At 48.0% G+C, this 14769-nt stretch carries 15 protein-coding genes, 1 tRNA gene and 1 other RNA gene; 16 read left to right on the top strand and 1 reads right to left on the bottom strand.

The annotated features are described in order from the left end of the window. The first annotated feature begins 522 nt into the window (after positions 1–522). Positions 523–2010 carry an MFS transporter gene (locus OYT88_RS20450; protein WP_274402218.1) on the top strand — a complete coding sequence of 496 codons (1488 nt, stop codon included), beginning with the start codon at positions 523–525 and terminating at the stop codon, positions 2008–2010. Positions 2011–2187: 177 nt separating this feature from the next. Here OYT88_RS20450 and OYT88_RS20445 read toward each other — a convergent pair whose 3' ends face one another. Further along, the gene (locus OYT88_RS20445) at positions 2188–2934 is read right to left on the bottom strand and encodes an NADPH-dependent oxidoreductase (protein ID WP_274402217.1); all 747 of its coding nucleotides are present in this window, start codon (positions 2932–2934) and stop codon (positions 2188–2190) included. A gap of 225 nt (positions 2935–3159) precedes the next feature. On the opposite strand from OYT88_RS20445, the gene OYT88_RS20440 reads away from it, so the two are divergent. From OYT88_RS20440 to OYT88_RS20370, 15 genes are all read left to right on the top strand, one after another. Beyond that, entirely contained in the window at positions 3160–3450 is a 291-nt protein-coding gene (locus tag OYT88_RS20440; protein ID WP_274402216.1) for a hypothetical protein, read from the top strand. A gap of 187 nt (positions 3451–3637) precedes the next feature. Beyond that, positions 3638–4411 (top strand): RNA polymerase sigma factor, encoded by a 774-nt coding sequence (locus tag OYT88_RS20435; RefSeq protein ID WP_274402215.1) that lies wholly within the window; start codon positions 3638–3640, stop codon positions 4409–4411. Between the two features lie 49 nt (positions 4412–4460). Further along, positions 4461–5048, top strand: coding sequence for an ATP-dependent Clp endopeptidase proteolytic subunit ClpP (clpP, locus tag OYT88_RS20430; protein WP_274402214.1), 588 nt, complete (start codon positions 4461–4463; stop codon positions 5046–5048). Between the two features lie 190 nt (positions 5049–5238). Continuing rightward, the gene (locus OYT88_RS20425; RefSeq protein WP_274402213.1) at positions 5239–5781 is read left to right on the top strand and encodes a biotin transporter BioY; all 543 of its coding nucleotides are present in this window, start codon (positions 5239–5241) and stop codon (positions 5779–5781) included. 589 nt (positions 5782–6370) lie between these two features. Then, a complete protein-coding gene (locus OYT88_RS20420) occupies positions 6371–6526 on the top strand; it encodes a YpzG family protein (RefSeq protein WP_274402212.1) in 156 nt (51 codons plus the stop codon). A 234-nt stretch (positions 6527–6760) separates the two neighbouring features. Beyond that, positions 6761–7402, top strand: a complete 642-nt coding sequence (locus OYT88_RS20415; RefSeq protein WP_274402211.1) for a Bax inhibitor-1/YccA family protein — start codon at positions 6761–6763, stop codon at positions 7400–7402. A gap of 181 nt (positions 7403–7583) precedes the next feature. Next, a complete protein-coding gene (gene uraA / locus OYT88_RS20410) occupies positions 7584–8855 on the top strand; it encodes a uracil permease (RefSeq protein WP_274402210.1) in 1272 nt (423 codons plus the stop codon). A 340-nt stretch (positions 8856–9195) separates the two neighbouring features. Then, positions 9196–9669, top strand: coding sequence for a tRNA adenosine(34) deaminase TadA (gene tadA, locus OYT88_RS20405; RefSeq protein ID WP_274402209.1), 474 nt, complete (start codon positions 9196–9198; stop codon positions 9667–9669). A 683-nt stretch (positions 9670–10352) separates the two neighbouring features. Next, positions 10353–10445: transfer RNA gene (locus OYT88_RS20400), tRNA-Ser, on the top strand. 63 nt (positions 10446–10508) lie between these two features. After that, an RNA gene (ffs, locus tag OYT88_RS20395) (signal recognition particle sRNA large type) lies at positions 10509–10776 on the top strand. 168 nt (positions 10777–10944) lie between these two features. Then, positions 10945–12651 carry a DNA polymerase III subunit gamma/tau gene (gene dnaX, locus OYT88_RS20390; protein WP_274402208.1) on the top strand — a complete coding sequence of 569 codons (1707 nt, stop codon included), beginning with the start codon at positions 10945–10947 and terminating at the stop codon, positions 12649–12651. A 24-nt stretch (positions 12652–12675) separates the two neighbouring features. Beyond that, positions 12676–12990, top strand: coding sequence for a YbaB/EbfC family nucleoid-associated protein (locus OYT88_RS20385; protein WP_274402207.1), 315 nt, complete (start codon positions 12676–12678; stop codon positions 12988–12990). Positions 12991–13125: 135 nt separating this feature from the next. Then, entirely contained in the window at positions 13126–13722 is a 597-nt protein-coding gene (recR, locus tag OYT88_RS20380) for a recombination mediator RecR (protein WP_274402206.1), read from the top strand. 82 nt (positions 13723–13804) lie between these two features. Further along, on the top strand, positions 13805–14023 hold the full coding sequence (locus OYT88_RS20375) for a YaaL family protein (RefSeq protein WP_274402205.1): 219 nt from the start codon (positions 13805–13807) through the stop codon (positions 14021–14023). Between the two features lie 103 nt (positions 14024–14126). After that, entirely contained in the window at positions 14127–14396 is a 270-nt protein-coding gene (locus OYT88_RS20370) for a pro-sigmaK processing inhibitor BofA family protein (protein ID WP_274402204.1), read from the top strand. Positions 14397–14769: the final 373 nt, after the last annotated feature.

The raw sequence follows: 14769 nt of genomic DNA, 5'->3' as shown, positions 1-14769 counted from the left end.
ACAACAGAAGCACAGAATCAATAAATTTCAACATGGCACTAGTCAATCGCGAAGGAACAGGATAAACTAGAAGCACGATAACCCTTGGCGATTTTTCCTCTCTTTCTTGGCAGATAAGAGGATACCATAAAATCCCATTTAAGGGTTATCCTTTTGTATTATTTACACAGAACTTTTCACTCTCCAGTATTCTAATTATTCATATATAAACTTTATATTATATGTATTTTATTATATGATAATTATAAGGGTTCGCAGATCGCCTGTGGATCCGGTCGAAGGGATACATGCGGATCCCGTTGTTTTGCCGCTTGGCTTGGCAATCCTGCGCGGTAGGCGAAAACGATCCGACAATAGGCATTATCTTAGTGCAAACGAAGAAGGGAAAACCTGTCGCTGAACTAAGATAACGGACGGACAGCCATCGACCGGTTTTCACGTTGCAAGCGATCATTGCCACTGCAGGTTAAGCAACAAAAAGCTCTGCTGCCCATTTCCGTTTTCAGTGACAGCATCAATTTTTTGACGAATAAAAAAAGACATTCATCGAACGACAGACGAGAGGATAACGATTCACGACAACTGCCGAAAAAAGTAACCATCGTTGCCACGGGAACAGCCAAAAAGGCCGTGATCGCCACGGCAGTCGGCAATTCGATGGAATGGTTTGACTTTGGTATCTATTCTTATCTGGCCGTCACTATCGGCCGGGTCTTTTTTCCGGAGCTGAGCGGGCCGACACAACTGGTTTATTCCTTTGCCACCTTCGCGATTGCTTTTCTGGTGCGTCCAATCGGCGGCTTCGTTTTCGGCAGGCTGGGCGACCGACTGGGCCGGAAAAGGATTCTGGTGATCACTTTAATCATGATGGCGCTGGCAACGCTAAGCATGGGGCTGATCCCTGGATACCGGACGATCGGCGCTGCTGCACCGATTCTGCTCTTGCTGGCCCGCTTGGTTCAGGGTTTTTCCACCGGCGGCGAGTATTCCGGCGCAATGACGTTTATTGCCGAATCGACACCTGACAGTAAACGAGGCACTTTCGCCAGCGGCCTGGAAGTGGGGACGTTGATCGGTTATATTGGCGGCTCCGGCATTGTTACCTTGCTTTCCTTTTTATTGGGCGAGGCAAAGATGCTGGACTGGGGCTGGCGTCTTCCATTTCTGATCGCAGCTCCGCTGGGCGCAATCGGCTTCTATCTGCGTGAGCATATGGAAGAGACGCCGGCGTTTAAAGCGGTGAAACAGACGTGGGAAATACAAAAACGACGACCTGTTTCCATCCGTTTTTTGCTGGCTTATTATTGGCGTGCTCTGCTAATCGGGATGTTGGTGGTCTTCTTTTATAATGTGGTGGATTATACTGTTTTAACTTACATGCCGGCTCACTTGAGTTCCGTACTGGGATATGACGACACATCCGGCTTACTGCTGCTTTTGCTCGTGATGATCATCATGATTCCGATTGTCCTGGCGATGGGCCGTCTCGGCGATCGGATCGGTGTAAAACGTGTCATTCAAGGTGGATTGACCGGTTTGATTCTGCTGACGCTGCCGGCATTCGGATTAATCGGCAGCGGTCATCCGTGGGCTGTATTTGCCGGTCTGCTGATTCTGGCCGGTTTATTGGCATCTTTCCAAGGCACGATGCCATCGCTGCTGCCGTCGTTGTATTATACTTCAGTGAGGTATAGCGCACTGTCGATTACTTACAACGTATCGGTTTCTCTATTCGGCGGGACAACGCCGCTGATTGTTGCTCAATTGATCCGCATGACCGGCAATGCCTTGGTCCCCGCTTATTATCTCATCGGTGCCTGTTTGATCGGCATCGTCATTATTACCTTCTTCGTTAAGGAAACGGCCGGCAAACCGCTGCGCGGATCGGTACCGGCGGTGGAAAATAACGATGAAGCCTGTGACGTCCGGTCTGCTGATCGACCGCTGTGGTGGCAGCCGGAACGAAAAGCGTTGGAATGTCGCATGAATGAACGAGAGGAAGAAAAATAGAACGATGAAACCCTTTTATATGAACTGGACCCCCTGATTTGGATTCTTATTGTCCAACTTCAGGGGGTCCTTATAATATATAAAGCCTTATCAAGTGATACAGATAGTAAAATCACCGTTCCCGCCGCTCTGGAAGCCCCTTGACCGGCGTTCTGAGAGGCTCCGGCCAGTTAGGAATCAATATTGAATAAAGCCCTGAGATTTAATGACATCGAGCATCGACATCCTTTTTTTCGGACGTTTATCCATAGCCTTTGCAATTTGGTTGGTAAACGTATCAATCCGGCGGTTTTTGTTGCGCAGGTCGTAATATTGAGAGACGATGTGATCGTAGTTTTCCAGCTCACGGACCAGCTGCACGGAAGAATGATACTCATTTTTATGGTAAATTTCATTTTCAGGCAGCCGCGGTTTTAATTCCGGCGATTGATTCGGATAACCGACAGCGATGCCGACGACAGGAAAGGTAAATTTTGGAAGATGCAGTAAGTCGATAACAGCCTGAGCGTCATTCAATATACTGCCGAGATATACGCTGCCCAATCCCATGCTTTCGGCAGCGACCACAATATTTTGAGCGGATATGAATGCATCGCCGATGGCTCTTAGAAAATAATCGAACGAACCCAGAACTTCTGTAGATTTTCCTTTTTCCCGGGCAATTTCTGCATTCCGGCGCAAATCGGCTATGATGACGAACAGCCGGTCCGATTCCGCTATGTAAGCCTGATTCCCAATCTCGGCTAATGTTTTTTTCTTCGCTTCATCCGTGACGTCTATGATGGAATACTGCTGCAGAAAACTGCTTGTCGGCGCATGCTGTGCCGCACGGATCAAAAGGTCGGCCTTTTCCTCTGAAATATTTTCTCTGGAAAAGCTGCGGATACTGCGGTGATTTAATAATAATCGGATGGTTTCATTCACTTTTAAAACCTCGCTTTATTAAGAGGATTTGTTAATCAAAATGACGAATCTGAGAAAAAGGAACAGCCGCTGCAATCGTGCAGCGCTCCAATAGACGCATTGGAGCGTTCGGACGGTTTAATCTGTAAATAAGTAATCGCGGTAAGCATGCGGCGATCAGTCCGCAAAAAAGATAATTGTTTCCGGAATTTGATGTTATTCAAAGCAGGGCCAACCGGCTTTAACTTGAAATACCACCACTATACACTATACACCGGTTGGTTTTATTACCTGGGCCGCGGCGCTTATCGGTTGCTGCACCCGATTAAATACGAGCTGCGAGGAATTTATCGGCCATTGGGGGAAACGAACAGTGATCAGCTGCTGATTATCGGTCTTGGACACGATGGTATCGGTCGTTATATGTCCGGTATCGGCCGTCTCAGGGAGTTTATCGGTCATTGCAGCAGGTTTATCGGTCGCTGCACCCGATGTCTGTATATCCGGCTGTTTTTGGCACGATCTGTACCCGATTAAAGAATGAATCTGAACTTTGCTTGGCGTTTTCCTTTATTTTGTATATGATTAATGTTAGGACGAAGCATTAAATAACCGATCCGCTAAGAAAAGGGAAACCGGCTTTTAAAAATTTTTGGATGGCTGAAATATTTACTGCTTTTTTTTCGTTTATACGAATGAAGATGAAATGAGGGAGGGGTTGCCTGTGAAAGGGACGCAGATTGAACAAAAGAAAAGGGAAGAAGAACTTTTTTTGTATTCTGCCCGGCCCTTTTTCGGAGAGATGCGCGGCTGGTGCACATCGCTTGCGGGATCGGCATGGGACGGAGACGACCTTTTCCAGAACTCGATGATTAAGCTGTACAAGGCCTGGGTCAGGCGCCCGTCCCGGCCGATAACCAAAGCCTATTTGTATCGGATCGTCTCGAACACCTGGATTGACGGCCATCGCAAAGTTTCCATCGATGAGACGGTCACGGATTCAATGGAGCGTTTTGCAGGCGAAGAGGGAAAAAAGCAGACGGCTGATCGCCTGACCGAAGCAATGAAAGTACTGATCGAGGAGCTGTCGGCGAAGCAGCGGCTGATCTTTCTTCTGATCGCCGGCATGGACTATCGGGCGGCTGAAGCGGCCGAAATGATCGGCGAGTCGGAAAGCAATGTGCGGGTTATATACCATCGGGCCAGAAAAAAGCTCGCCTCTTGCGGCCGTGTTTTCCCGGTCCGTGATCGAGATGAACTGGCGGATCGTTATGTGGCGGCTTTTCAGAGCCGTCTGCCCGAGCGTCTGCTGTATTTATATCGCCAGGAGACGAGAGCTGCTCTCGGACCGGTTTCGGCAGCGTTCAATCAATTGTCCGCTGCGACGGGCGGTCTCAATGAAAAAGTCAGGCTGATGATTTTAGCCTGCCTTCATGGCGCTTATGAACGTCCGGACGGAAAAATTCGAAAAATTTTCTGCACCGAACAGGCGGCATGACGGCTGAGGCGGGAAAAAGGCCACACACAAATAACAGGAGGAAACATTCATGTCATCATTTTTTATCCCCTATGTGATCGAACAATCCAACCGCGGTGAACGCTCTTATGATATTTATTCAAGGCTGCTGAAGGACCGGGTGATTATGCTCGGAACGGAGATTAACGACGAACTGGCAAACAGCATCGTTGCCCAGCTCCTTTTTCTTGCATCGGAGGATTCGGAAAAGGATATTTCGATTTACATCAACAGTCCGGGAGGTTCTGTAACTGCGGGCTTTGCCATCCTTGATACGATGAACTTCATTAAGCCGGATGTTCAGACAATCTGTGTCGGAATGGCGGCCTCTATGGCGTCGATTATCCTGACGTCGGGAGCCAAAGGCAAGCGCCTGTCTCTGGCGAACGGCGAAGTGATGATTCACCAGCCTCTCGGCGGAGCACAGGGCCAGGCGAGTGATATTGAGATTAGCGCGAAACATATTTTAAGAACGAAAAAGAAACTGAACACAATCCTTTCCGAAACGACGGGTCAGCCTTACGAGACAATCGAAAAGGATACCGACCGCGATAATTTCTTAACCGCGGAAGAAGCGAAAGAATACGGTCTGGTTGATAAAATCATTCGGTCGCTTTAAATAATCGGAAAAAGTGAAAGATATGCCCCGCATCGGAATCGTCCGGTGCGGGCTTTTAAGTTGGAAATGCGGCAGTAGATGGGAAACCGGGCAAACAGATTTATTGTTAACCTAAATAAAAATAAGGTTGACATACATTTCTTTCCTTTTTAAAATAGAAATATTCGATTGATCATGAGGAGAGAGAAGATTGAAAACAAAAGAACTGGTTGAAATTGCACTATTTGCGGCGATTCTCGCGGTACTCGGCTTTTTGCCGCCGATCCCGCTTCCTTTCACTCCGGTGCCGATTACTCTGCAAAATTTAGGTGTGGTTTTAGCGGGAACATTTCTTGGAGTCCGTGCAGCGGCATCCAGTATGATTCTGTTTGTTTTGCTGGTCGGCGCCGGCCTCCCGATTTTGGGCGGAGGCAGCGGCGGAATCGGGGCCATTGTCTCGCCGAGCGGCGGTTTTGTCCTGGGGTGGATTGTTGAAGCCTTTGTTATCGCCCTGATCCTGTCTAAAATTAAAAAACCGGGCTTCTGGGCGATCGTCCTCTCGGGCCTGTTTGCCGGAATCATTGTCCTCTATCCGATCGGCACTCTCTGGCAGGCGCTGATGATGCATATTCCCTGGGGAGCTGCACTTGCCATGAGTGCCGTCTATATCCCCGGCGATGCAATTAAAACGATCGCTGTCGCCGCACTGGCGGTAAAATTGCGGGAACGCGTCCATCTTGCCCGGCGTGCATGACAGTTTAATGCCGGAATAAGGAAACAGATCATCGCGTCAGACAAAGATAAAGAAATAAAAATAGCCGGGTTTGACCGGCCGAGGCTGTAAACGGCCGGATCGGTCCTGAAAACGGAAGATGTGAGCCGTATGGGCCCGCGGGACCAGCCGATTTTTTGCGGCAGCCGTGCGACCGGAAGCGAATGGCGCCTCGTCCGGCACGCGCCGGGAGACGCCCGCATCCGGTTTGAATCATTACTGCGGAGCCGGACAGCAGCGTGTGTTGAATCGTGCCGGGCCTATGCTTTCCGCAACTACGAAAAGCAGCAGGAAAAAATGGTACCCTTTGTCCATTTATTCGGGAAATGCCCGGAGAAAACGGGATTATTTTTCGGCAGAGCGCGCATAATAAGATTGCCCTTGAAAAAGGAGGTCTTTGCTTGATGGATTGTCCGGGAACAATGTTCAGTGTGCAAAAAAGAAAATGAAATGCGGCCGGCGGTGAAAGAAGCCTTTGCCTTCAGGGTGAACGGCTCAATTAAAAACCGTTCCGGTGAACGAATTTTCGGCACATTCGAAGAAACGGAAAGATCAGACGGAGGGATAACGGTTGACAAAAAAACCTGTTTTGACTGACGAAAAGACCGATCGGTTTCGGACTTCAGGAGCCCATGCAAAGCATCCGGCACGCCAGGTCAATGGCGAAACGGAGCAGACGCAGTCCGGACATATTCTGGAAGTGAACACGCGGCACCGTCAAAAGTAGATCTCAATAAAAGGGAAGGAAAAGAGCGGCTCCTGAATGTCAGGAAACCGCTCTTTTTCAAATTATTTTTGATTTTCGCTGAAATCACTGTATAATAAATGTGAACCTTTCTTGTAAGACATGTCTGTTTAACTCGTCTGGAACGTGCGGAAAAAGAATATAGATGTAACGAAGAAACTTTTGCTAAGAGATTACGTATTGATTATTACAAGCCTTAAAAGGGGGATGACAGTCATGGCGGAATTTTCAAGCCAGACATTGAGAAAACCGTATTCAAAATTATTTGCGGCTTTCTTCTCGGGTTTATTAGTTACAACTGCGGGACTGTATTTTGGACAGTACGTGTCTCCGGTATATATGATGCCGCTGATGATTGCAGAGATCGGCATGATTGTGATGATGATGTTTGTCAGAAAGCGTCAATCTGTCGGCTATCTGCTGATGTATGCGTTCATGTTTATTTCCGGACTGACACTTTTTTCGGTTATCAGCTACTATGCCAGTCTGATCGGAGCGACGGTCGTACTTGAAGCCTTTACCGTAACGACGGTTTCGTTCGGTGCGATCGCTGTTTATACGATGGTCAGCAAACGCGATTTTACTTTTCTGGGCAGCTTTCTGTTTCTTGGCCTGATTGCTCTTCTTGCCGTCGGTGTATTCGGTATTTTTATACCGTTTTCAAGCACGACAATGATGGTTTACTCTGGAATGGGCATCCTGATTTTTATTGGCTATACGCTGTTTGATTTCAGCCGTCTGACGGTCCACGGCTTTACTGACAAAGATATACCGATGATCGTCGTTTCGATCTATCTTGATTTCATTAACCTGTTTCTTTATATTCTCCAGTTCATCGGCATCGGTTCGAAAAACTGATGGTTCATTCGATAACAGCAGTTCAATAAAAATTTGAAAGAATATCGGGACGTACTTTGTATGTCCCGATTTTTGCTTCTGTAAAATTTTTTTCGGCAGGCAATGCAGGGGGCCTTTTGAGTCTGTCCGAATTCAGCTATACTTGAAACAGTGCGATTCATTGTAAATGGAGGAGATTTTTTTGACGCAGCGCGTGATTCAGACCGATGAAAGGTTACCCTTACTGGAAAGCATTCCTTTAAGCTTGCAGCACTTATTCGCTATGTTCGGATCAACGGTTCTCGTTCCGCTGATTTTCAAAGTTGATCCGGCGACTATTCTTTTGATGAACGGTATCGGCACCCTGATTTATCTGGCTATCTGCCGCGGAAAGATACCGGCCTATCTTGGGTCGAGTTTTGCCTTTATCTCCCCGGTGCTGTATGTTCTGTCCACAAGCAGCTATGAGGCGGCACTGGGCGGTTTCATTGCCGTCGGCCTGGTTTTTATTGTCATTTCATTTATTATTCATGCTGTCGGCACAAAATGGCTGGACGTCGTTTTTCCGCCGGTGACAATGGGATCGATCGTCGCCATTATCGGGCTGCAGCTGATTCCGACGGCGGCTCAGGACGCCGGACTGATTGCACCGGCAGGAGCGGCCGCCAAGTGGTCGCCGTCCGCGACAACCGTGACAGTTTCTCTTCTGACTTTTGCTATTACACTTTTTGGCTGGGTTCTGTTCAGAGGATTCCTTAAAATTATTCCGATTTTGATCGGAATCGTTTCCGGCTATGTCATTGCGGCGTTTGCCGGCTTAGTGGATTTTTCGCCGGTTGTACATGCACACTGGCTTTCGCTGCCGACTTTCTACAGGCCGGAGTTCAATCTTTCCAGCATCATGATTATTCTTCCGGCAGCATTGGTCGTGATCGCCGAACATATCGGCCATCTGATTGTGACCGGCAACATTGTCGGAAAGAATTTAATGAAAGATCCGGGACTGGATCGCTCGATATTCGGAAACGGTATCTCTACCATCATTTCCGGATTTGTCGGTTCGACGCCGAACACAACTTACGGTGAGAACATTGGGGTACTTGCGATCACACGCGTTTATTCGACGTGGATTATCGGCGGTGCGGCCGTTTTTGCGGTCATTCTTTCGTTTGTCGGAAAATTGTCCGCTTTGATCTCAACGGTACCGACGGCCGTTATCGGCGGCATTTCGCTGATTCTTTTCGGCGTTATCGCGACCAACGGGTTTCGTATTTTTGTCGAGTCGAAAGTGGACTTTGCCAGATCGCAGAATATCATTCTCAGTACGGTCATCTTTACAACCGGAATCAGCGGGGCGACGATCAACATCGGCAAAGTCGCTCTGAACGGCATGGGGCTGGCTACGGTCGTCGGCGTCCTGCTCAGCCTTTTCTTTGCGCTGATCAACAAGTTCCATCTGTCCAACGAAGAATGAGACGGAAAAATCGTCGCTGGACCATTGATCCGTTCAAAAAAATTTAAGGGCACTCGCATTCGAGTGCTTTTTTTTAATCCGGTTATTCAGCGAATATGCCCATCAATCACCCGAAAATGGCTTCTGAATAATAAGTAATTTCCGCACCGGAACACAGTTGCTGAGAGCGGAGCGATACGCTCTGTAAACGGGCCGGAGAACTTTTCTGCCGTTTGCATCCGGCGTTCGCCGGCACGCTGTAATTATTCGATTCCGGATCATTCGGCCGGCCGCTGCATTTGATTCGGTCTTTAAACTCTTGTATACTTCTGGACAGGATTGGAAGCGGGAGGCGAAGGAAATGACGGCAGAGGATGAACGTTTTATGAAACTGGCGATCGATGAAGCGAAAAAAGCGGAAGCGGCCGGCGAGGTACCGATCGGTGCCGTCATTGTCCGAGACGGTGAAATCATTGCAAGCGCCTGTAACATGCGGGAGACACTCCAGGAGCCGACCGCGCATGCCGAATGCCTGGCGATTCAGGCTGCCAGCCGCAGGCTGAAGACGTGGCGTCTGTCCGGCTGCACACTCTATGTTACATTGGAACCGTGCCCGATGTGCGCCGGGGCCGTTGTTCTTTCCCGCCTTGACAGAGTGGTTTTCGGTGCTTCCGATCCCAAAGCGGGGTGCGCGGGTACGCTGATGAATCTCATTCAGGACCGGCGCTTCAATCATCAGGCAGAAGTGACGGGCGGGGTGCTGCAGGAACCATGCGGCGGCCTGCTGATCGATTTTTTTCGATCGCTGCGCCGCGATAAGAAAAAATCCGGATAAAGGAAAGGCTAAATGAAATCTATGTTTGTATCGGCCTGTAATCTGTGTTAAAAGAGTCACCATTGCGGATTCAACTTAGAGGCGCGCCCAAATGGCTGAAGGGGACTGACCGAAGGGCGCCGTATGAATTCAAATCCTCTCGCCTTTTAACCGATAGGCTCTTGGTTAACAAGTTGATGAATTCATTCTATGTTTATGTAGAATGGAAAAGAATCTGTCACCCAAATTGTTGATCAAATCTTGCTACCTTTATTTACAGATAAAAAAAATTAAACAACCCGGCTAATACCGATTTTAAAATCTTTTAATATCGAATCAGGCTGCGGTCAAGACTCGTGGCTACAAGTGTTTGAAAGGAGAAAATTGATTGATTTCGGATTATGCGAAAGTGCCTGCGGCAGAACAAGATTTACATCTGGAACCGGCCATTAATATTTCAAGTTGAGTACATGGTATCTGAACAAAATAAATTTACTTATTAATAAGCTGCTGCAATGGATCCGGATATCCACGTATGGAAAAATTTAGTCCGTGCATCATTTTGATTTACACCTTGCTTCCGCTATATTTTTATGTTAAACTAACCATCGTCGTAACGATTAGTTGAACAGGGTTCGAATCCGTTTCATATTCCTTGATCATTGATGATCTGTGTTAACTAATCAGCGTTACGGATTCAGTTTGGAGGCGTACCCAAGTGGCTGAAGGGGACTGACTCGAAATCAGTTAGGGCGTCGTTCGGCGCCGCGGGGGTTCAAATCCTCTCGCCTCCGCCATTAATTATTTTTACAGATTTGATACCGGTTTTCATTCCGGTTTTTATATCGTTATAAAATTAGCCGTGCTAGACGGGGAGGTAGCGGTGCCCTGTAACTCGCAATCCGCTATAGCGAGGTTTAATTCCTTTTTCCGAGGTTCGGACGCTGTAGGGCAGCCTCAGGCACGTGATGCTGACGCTCGGGTCCCGCGCAATGAAAACTCATGAACCCTGTCAGGTCCGGAAGGAAGCAGCAGTAAGTGAGACCTTTCGTGTGCCGCGGGGCTACCTGGGCCGAGTCAACGACTTGAGAAGCGCTTATGGCGCCCTGATCGACGAAAGGTGCACGGCGTTAAAATATAAAACTGCAAGGGCTATCGGAACATTGTTTTCGGTAGCCCTTGTTCATAAATAACGAAGAGCGCAGCAATACCTCAGTTCACTTCACTGCCCTATATCGCTATAATGAGATTATAAATTAAAAAACGCTTGTCTCTGGCGGCGAAGGGGGGATGAACATGGGCTATCAGGCACTGTACAGAGTCTACAGGCCTCAGACTTTTCATGATATTGCCGGCCAGAATCACATCACTCAGACGCTTCAGAACGCCTTGGTCAAGCAGCAGTTTTCTCATGCGTATCTTTTTACCGGCCCGCGCGGAACCGGAAAAACGAGCGCTGCCAAGATTTTAGCCAAAGCGATTAATTGCGAACATGCGCCGGTTGCTGAACCGTGCAACAACTGTGCGGCCTGCCGCGGAATTACAGATGGAAGTATTGCCGATGTAATCGAAATCGATGCCGCATCAAACAACGGCGTTGACGAGATCCGTGAAATCCGCGATAAGGTAAAATATGCACCCAGCGAAGTCCGCTATAAAGTGTACATTATCGATGAAGTGCACATGCTGTCGACAGGTGCGTTTAATGCGCTGCTGAAGACGCTTGAAGAGCCGCCGGAGCATGTCGTCTTTATTTTGGCGACAACCGAACCGCAGAAAATCCCGCTGACGATTATATCGCGCTGTCAGCAGTTTGATTTTCGACGCATTCCGGCTTCGGCGATTGCCGAGCGTCTGGCATTTGTTGTCCGGGACCAGCATATTGAAGCAGAGGAAGAGGCCCTCCGGTTGATTGCCAAAGCCAGTGAGGGCGGAATGCGCGATGCGCTGAGCGTTCTGGATCAGACGGCGGCCTACAGTGAGGGAAAAATAACAGTCCAGGATGTGCTGGACATCACTGGGATGGTTGCCGACCGGCTGGTCCGTGAACTGGTAGAATCGCTTGAGGCCGATGATACGGCTCAGGCAATCGATAAAACAGGCATGCTTCTTGACCAGGGAAAAGATCCGCTCAGACTGATCGAGCAGCTGATTTTTTATTATCGCGATCTTCTGCTTTATCAGACGTCTCCGGATCTTGAAGACGTACTCAGCCGTCCTCGTGTGGACGAAGCGTTTCGCGATCAGGCAAAAGAGCTGGACACGGACCGGCTGTTTGAGGCAATCACCCGGCTGAATGAAGCTTTCCTTGAGATGAAACGGACCAATCATCCGCGTATTTTTCTTGAAATGGCGATTGTAAAACTCTGCTCTTCCTCCGGACAGCCGGAGCGGCCGGTTCAAAACGACCGGACGGCTTCGGAAACTGCCGCTCTGGAAAAAAGAGTGGAAGCCCTTGAGAAACAGGTGAAAGAGATGTCCGGGACTTCCGGGGGCAGGCGTGCGGATCAAGTTCCGCAGGAGACAGGGCACAGCCGGAGATCCGCTAAAAACGGCGAATTGCGGCTTCCGGTGAAGGATATCAATCGCGTGCTGGATTCGGCGGCTAAAGATGAACTGCTTGAGCTGAGATCCGTATGGGCGAATGTTATGGCGAAGATTCGTGCACAGAATGTAGCGGCTCACGCCTGGATGCTCGAGAGCAAGCCGGTGGCAAGCTCCCCCGACGGCTTCATTCAGGCGTTTAAATATGATTTTCACTGCCAGATGGTCATGGAAAATAAAAACCATATTCTGGAAATGGTACAATCGATTGTCCGGGATGTAACACAAAAAAATAAAACCATGTACCCCGTTCCTGAAGATCAGTGGGAAAAACTGAAAAGGAAGTACATTCAAAGATCGAAAACAACAGAAGAAACCGGTGAAAAGCCGACGGAAGATCCGATGATCACGGAAGCGAAGAAATTAGTCGGCCCGGATTTACTTGATATAAAAGATTGAAAAAAGATATTGGAGGCGATTTACATGATGAGAGGAAATATGAATAATATGATGCGCCAGGTGCAGAAAATGCAAAAGCAGATGGCGGAAGAGCAAGAAAAGTTAAAAGATGAAGTTGTTGAGGGAACGGCCGGCGGAGAAGCGGTCAAAGTGAAGACAAACGGGCATAAGCAGGTCGTCGACGTCACGATTAATCCGGAGGTAGTCGATCCGGAGGATGTTGAGATGCTGCAGGATCTTGTACTGGCCGCGGTAAATGACGCACTGACCAAAGCGGATGAATTGGCGAACCAGCGGCTCGGTAAATTCACAAAAGGATTGAACCTTCCGGGATTCTGAACCGAATAAAATATTTGAAAAAAATAAGCGAAGCAGCCGAGCAGCGGATTTCAAGGACCGGTATTGAGCGGTAGGAGGAATTCGCTGCTGATTATTCGCCGATGATTTGAAAAATTTCTGGAAGGGGGTGCGGCGATGCAGTATCCTGAACCTATAGCAAAATTGATTGACAGCTTCATGAAACTTCCGGGAATCGGTCCGAAGACAGCCGTCAGACTTGCTTTTTTCGCTGTGGAAATGAACGAAGAAGATGTCATGGAGTTTGCCCGTTCACTGGTTGATGTCAAGCGTAAATTAATGTATTGCTCTGTCTGTCAGAACATCAGTGATCGCGATCCCTGTCCGATCTGCGACGATTCATCGCGGGATCACTCGACGATTTGTGTCGTCCAGGATCCGAAAGATGTGGCGGCCCTTGAAAAAATGCGCGATTATCACGGATTGTATCACGTGCTCCATGGAGTGATTTCTCCGATGGACGGTATCGGTCCCGAGGACATCAAAATTGCTGAACTCATTAGACGGCTTGAGGACGAGACCATTAAAGAAATTATTCTGGCAACCAATCCGACGGTTGAGGGAGAGGCTACGGCCATGTACATTTCCCGTCTTGTAAAACCGATTGGCGTGAAAACATCACGGATTGCCCATGGCCTTCCGGTCGGCGGAGATCTGGAATACGCGGATGAAGTGACACTGTCGAAAGCCTTGGAAGGCCGGAGGGAAATATAGACACGAATTCTGCAGGGGGAAGCAGATTCTTCAGAAGAATTTCAGGCTGTCGGGCAATGCGTGATATTGGAGGCTGTTTGTTATGTTTAATCGACGGAAAGGTTTATTGCGTAAAGAATTGACGGATTCGCTTATTGAATTGCTCAATCACAGCAGGGAGGATTGGCTGACTAAAAAGAGAGTGATCGATTCCAGCATCGATCCTTCGGAAGAAGTGCTGCATCGTTTGAAACTTGCGGAAGCCAAATATCTGTTTCTATTAAAAGAAGTGCGTGCGCTGAAAATTTACTCAAGGAAATAATAGTTCTTATTGGGACATGTCGCCATATACTTTTATTAATGAATGACGGGTTTAAAAGGCAAGCTTTTGAGCCCGTTTCATAAAAGGGTGGGGAGGCATGCCTATGAATAATTTTCTGATGATCGGCGCTGCTGTCTTAGTTTTCTTTTTTCTTCTCCTGATCCTTGGAACTTCTTTCCATCCGTTAAGGTGGGTCGGAAAATTGGCTGTCCGGTTTATGGTCGGTGCCTTGCTTCTTTTTTTGCTGAACGTCATCGGAGAATCTTTCAGCCTGCATATACCAATCAATGTTGCCACGGCTGCGGTCGGAGGATTGCTTGGTATTCCCGGTATCACGGCATTAGTATTGATAAAATATACTTTGGGTGTCTGAAAAGGTGTCCTGCAGCCGAGAAAAGTTTTTGCGGGACTTTTAAAAAGAATATTGACGGATCGGCGGCAGGATGATAATATGTGTCTTGCCGTGTTTTTTAAAATTTAATTTTATATTGACAAGGTAACTATGAAACTATATAATATATCTTGTCGCTAAGAAATACGACAAATAGTTAAGAAAAAGGTTGACTTGCGAAAAACAACGTGTTAGAATTAAAAAGTTGTTTTTCGTAAGATAAGAAGTGAATGTTCCTTGAAAACTGAACAAAAGCCAAGCGCAATTGAGAAGGGGCCCACCCTTCAATCAATTCAAACAGCTGAGGAATCAAACACGGAAACAACGGATCTGCGGATCCGAAGCAAGCGATATT

Source organism: Sporolactobacillus sp. CQH2019 (genome assembly GCF_028765345.1).
Lineage (GTDB): Bacteria > Bacillota > Bacilli > Bacillales > Sporolactobacillaceae > Sporolactobacillus.
The sequence above is the reverse complement of the archived record's forward strand: the minus strand, read 5'-3'. Positions and strand labels throughout refer to the sequence as shown.

Coding starts and splice junctions, on each gene's coding strand:
- OYT88_RS20370 (WP_274402204.1), top strand. CDS start 14,127: ATGAATAATTTTCTGATGATCGGCGCTGCTGTCTTAGTTTTCTTTTTT.
- OYT88_RS20375 (WP_274402205.1), top strand. CDS start 13,805: ATGTTTAATCGACGGAAAGGTTTATTGCGTAAAGAATTGACGGATTCG.
- dnaX (WP_274402208.1), top strand. CDS start 10,945: ATGGGCTATCAGGCACTGTACAGAGTCTACAGGCCTCAGACTTTTCAT.
- recR (WP_274402206.1), top strand. CDS start 13,126: ATGCAGTATCCTGAACCTATAGCAAAATTGATTGACAGCTTCATGAAA.
- clpP (WP_274402214.1), top strand. CDS start 4,461: ATGTCATCATTTTTTATCCCCTATGTGATCGAACAATCCAACCGCGGT.
- tadA (WP_274402209.1), top strand. CDS start 9,196: ATGACGGCAGAGGATGAACGTTTTATGAAACTGGCGATCGATGAAGCG.
- OYT88_RS20385 (WP_274402207.1), top strand. CDS start 12,676: ATGATGAGAGGAAATATGAATAATATGATGCGCCAGGTGCAGAAAATG.
- OYT88_RS20415 (WP_274402211.1), top strand. CDS start 6,761: ATGGCGGAATTTTCAAGCCAGACATTGAGAAAACCGTATTCAAAATTA.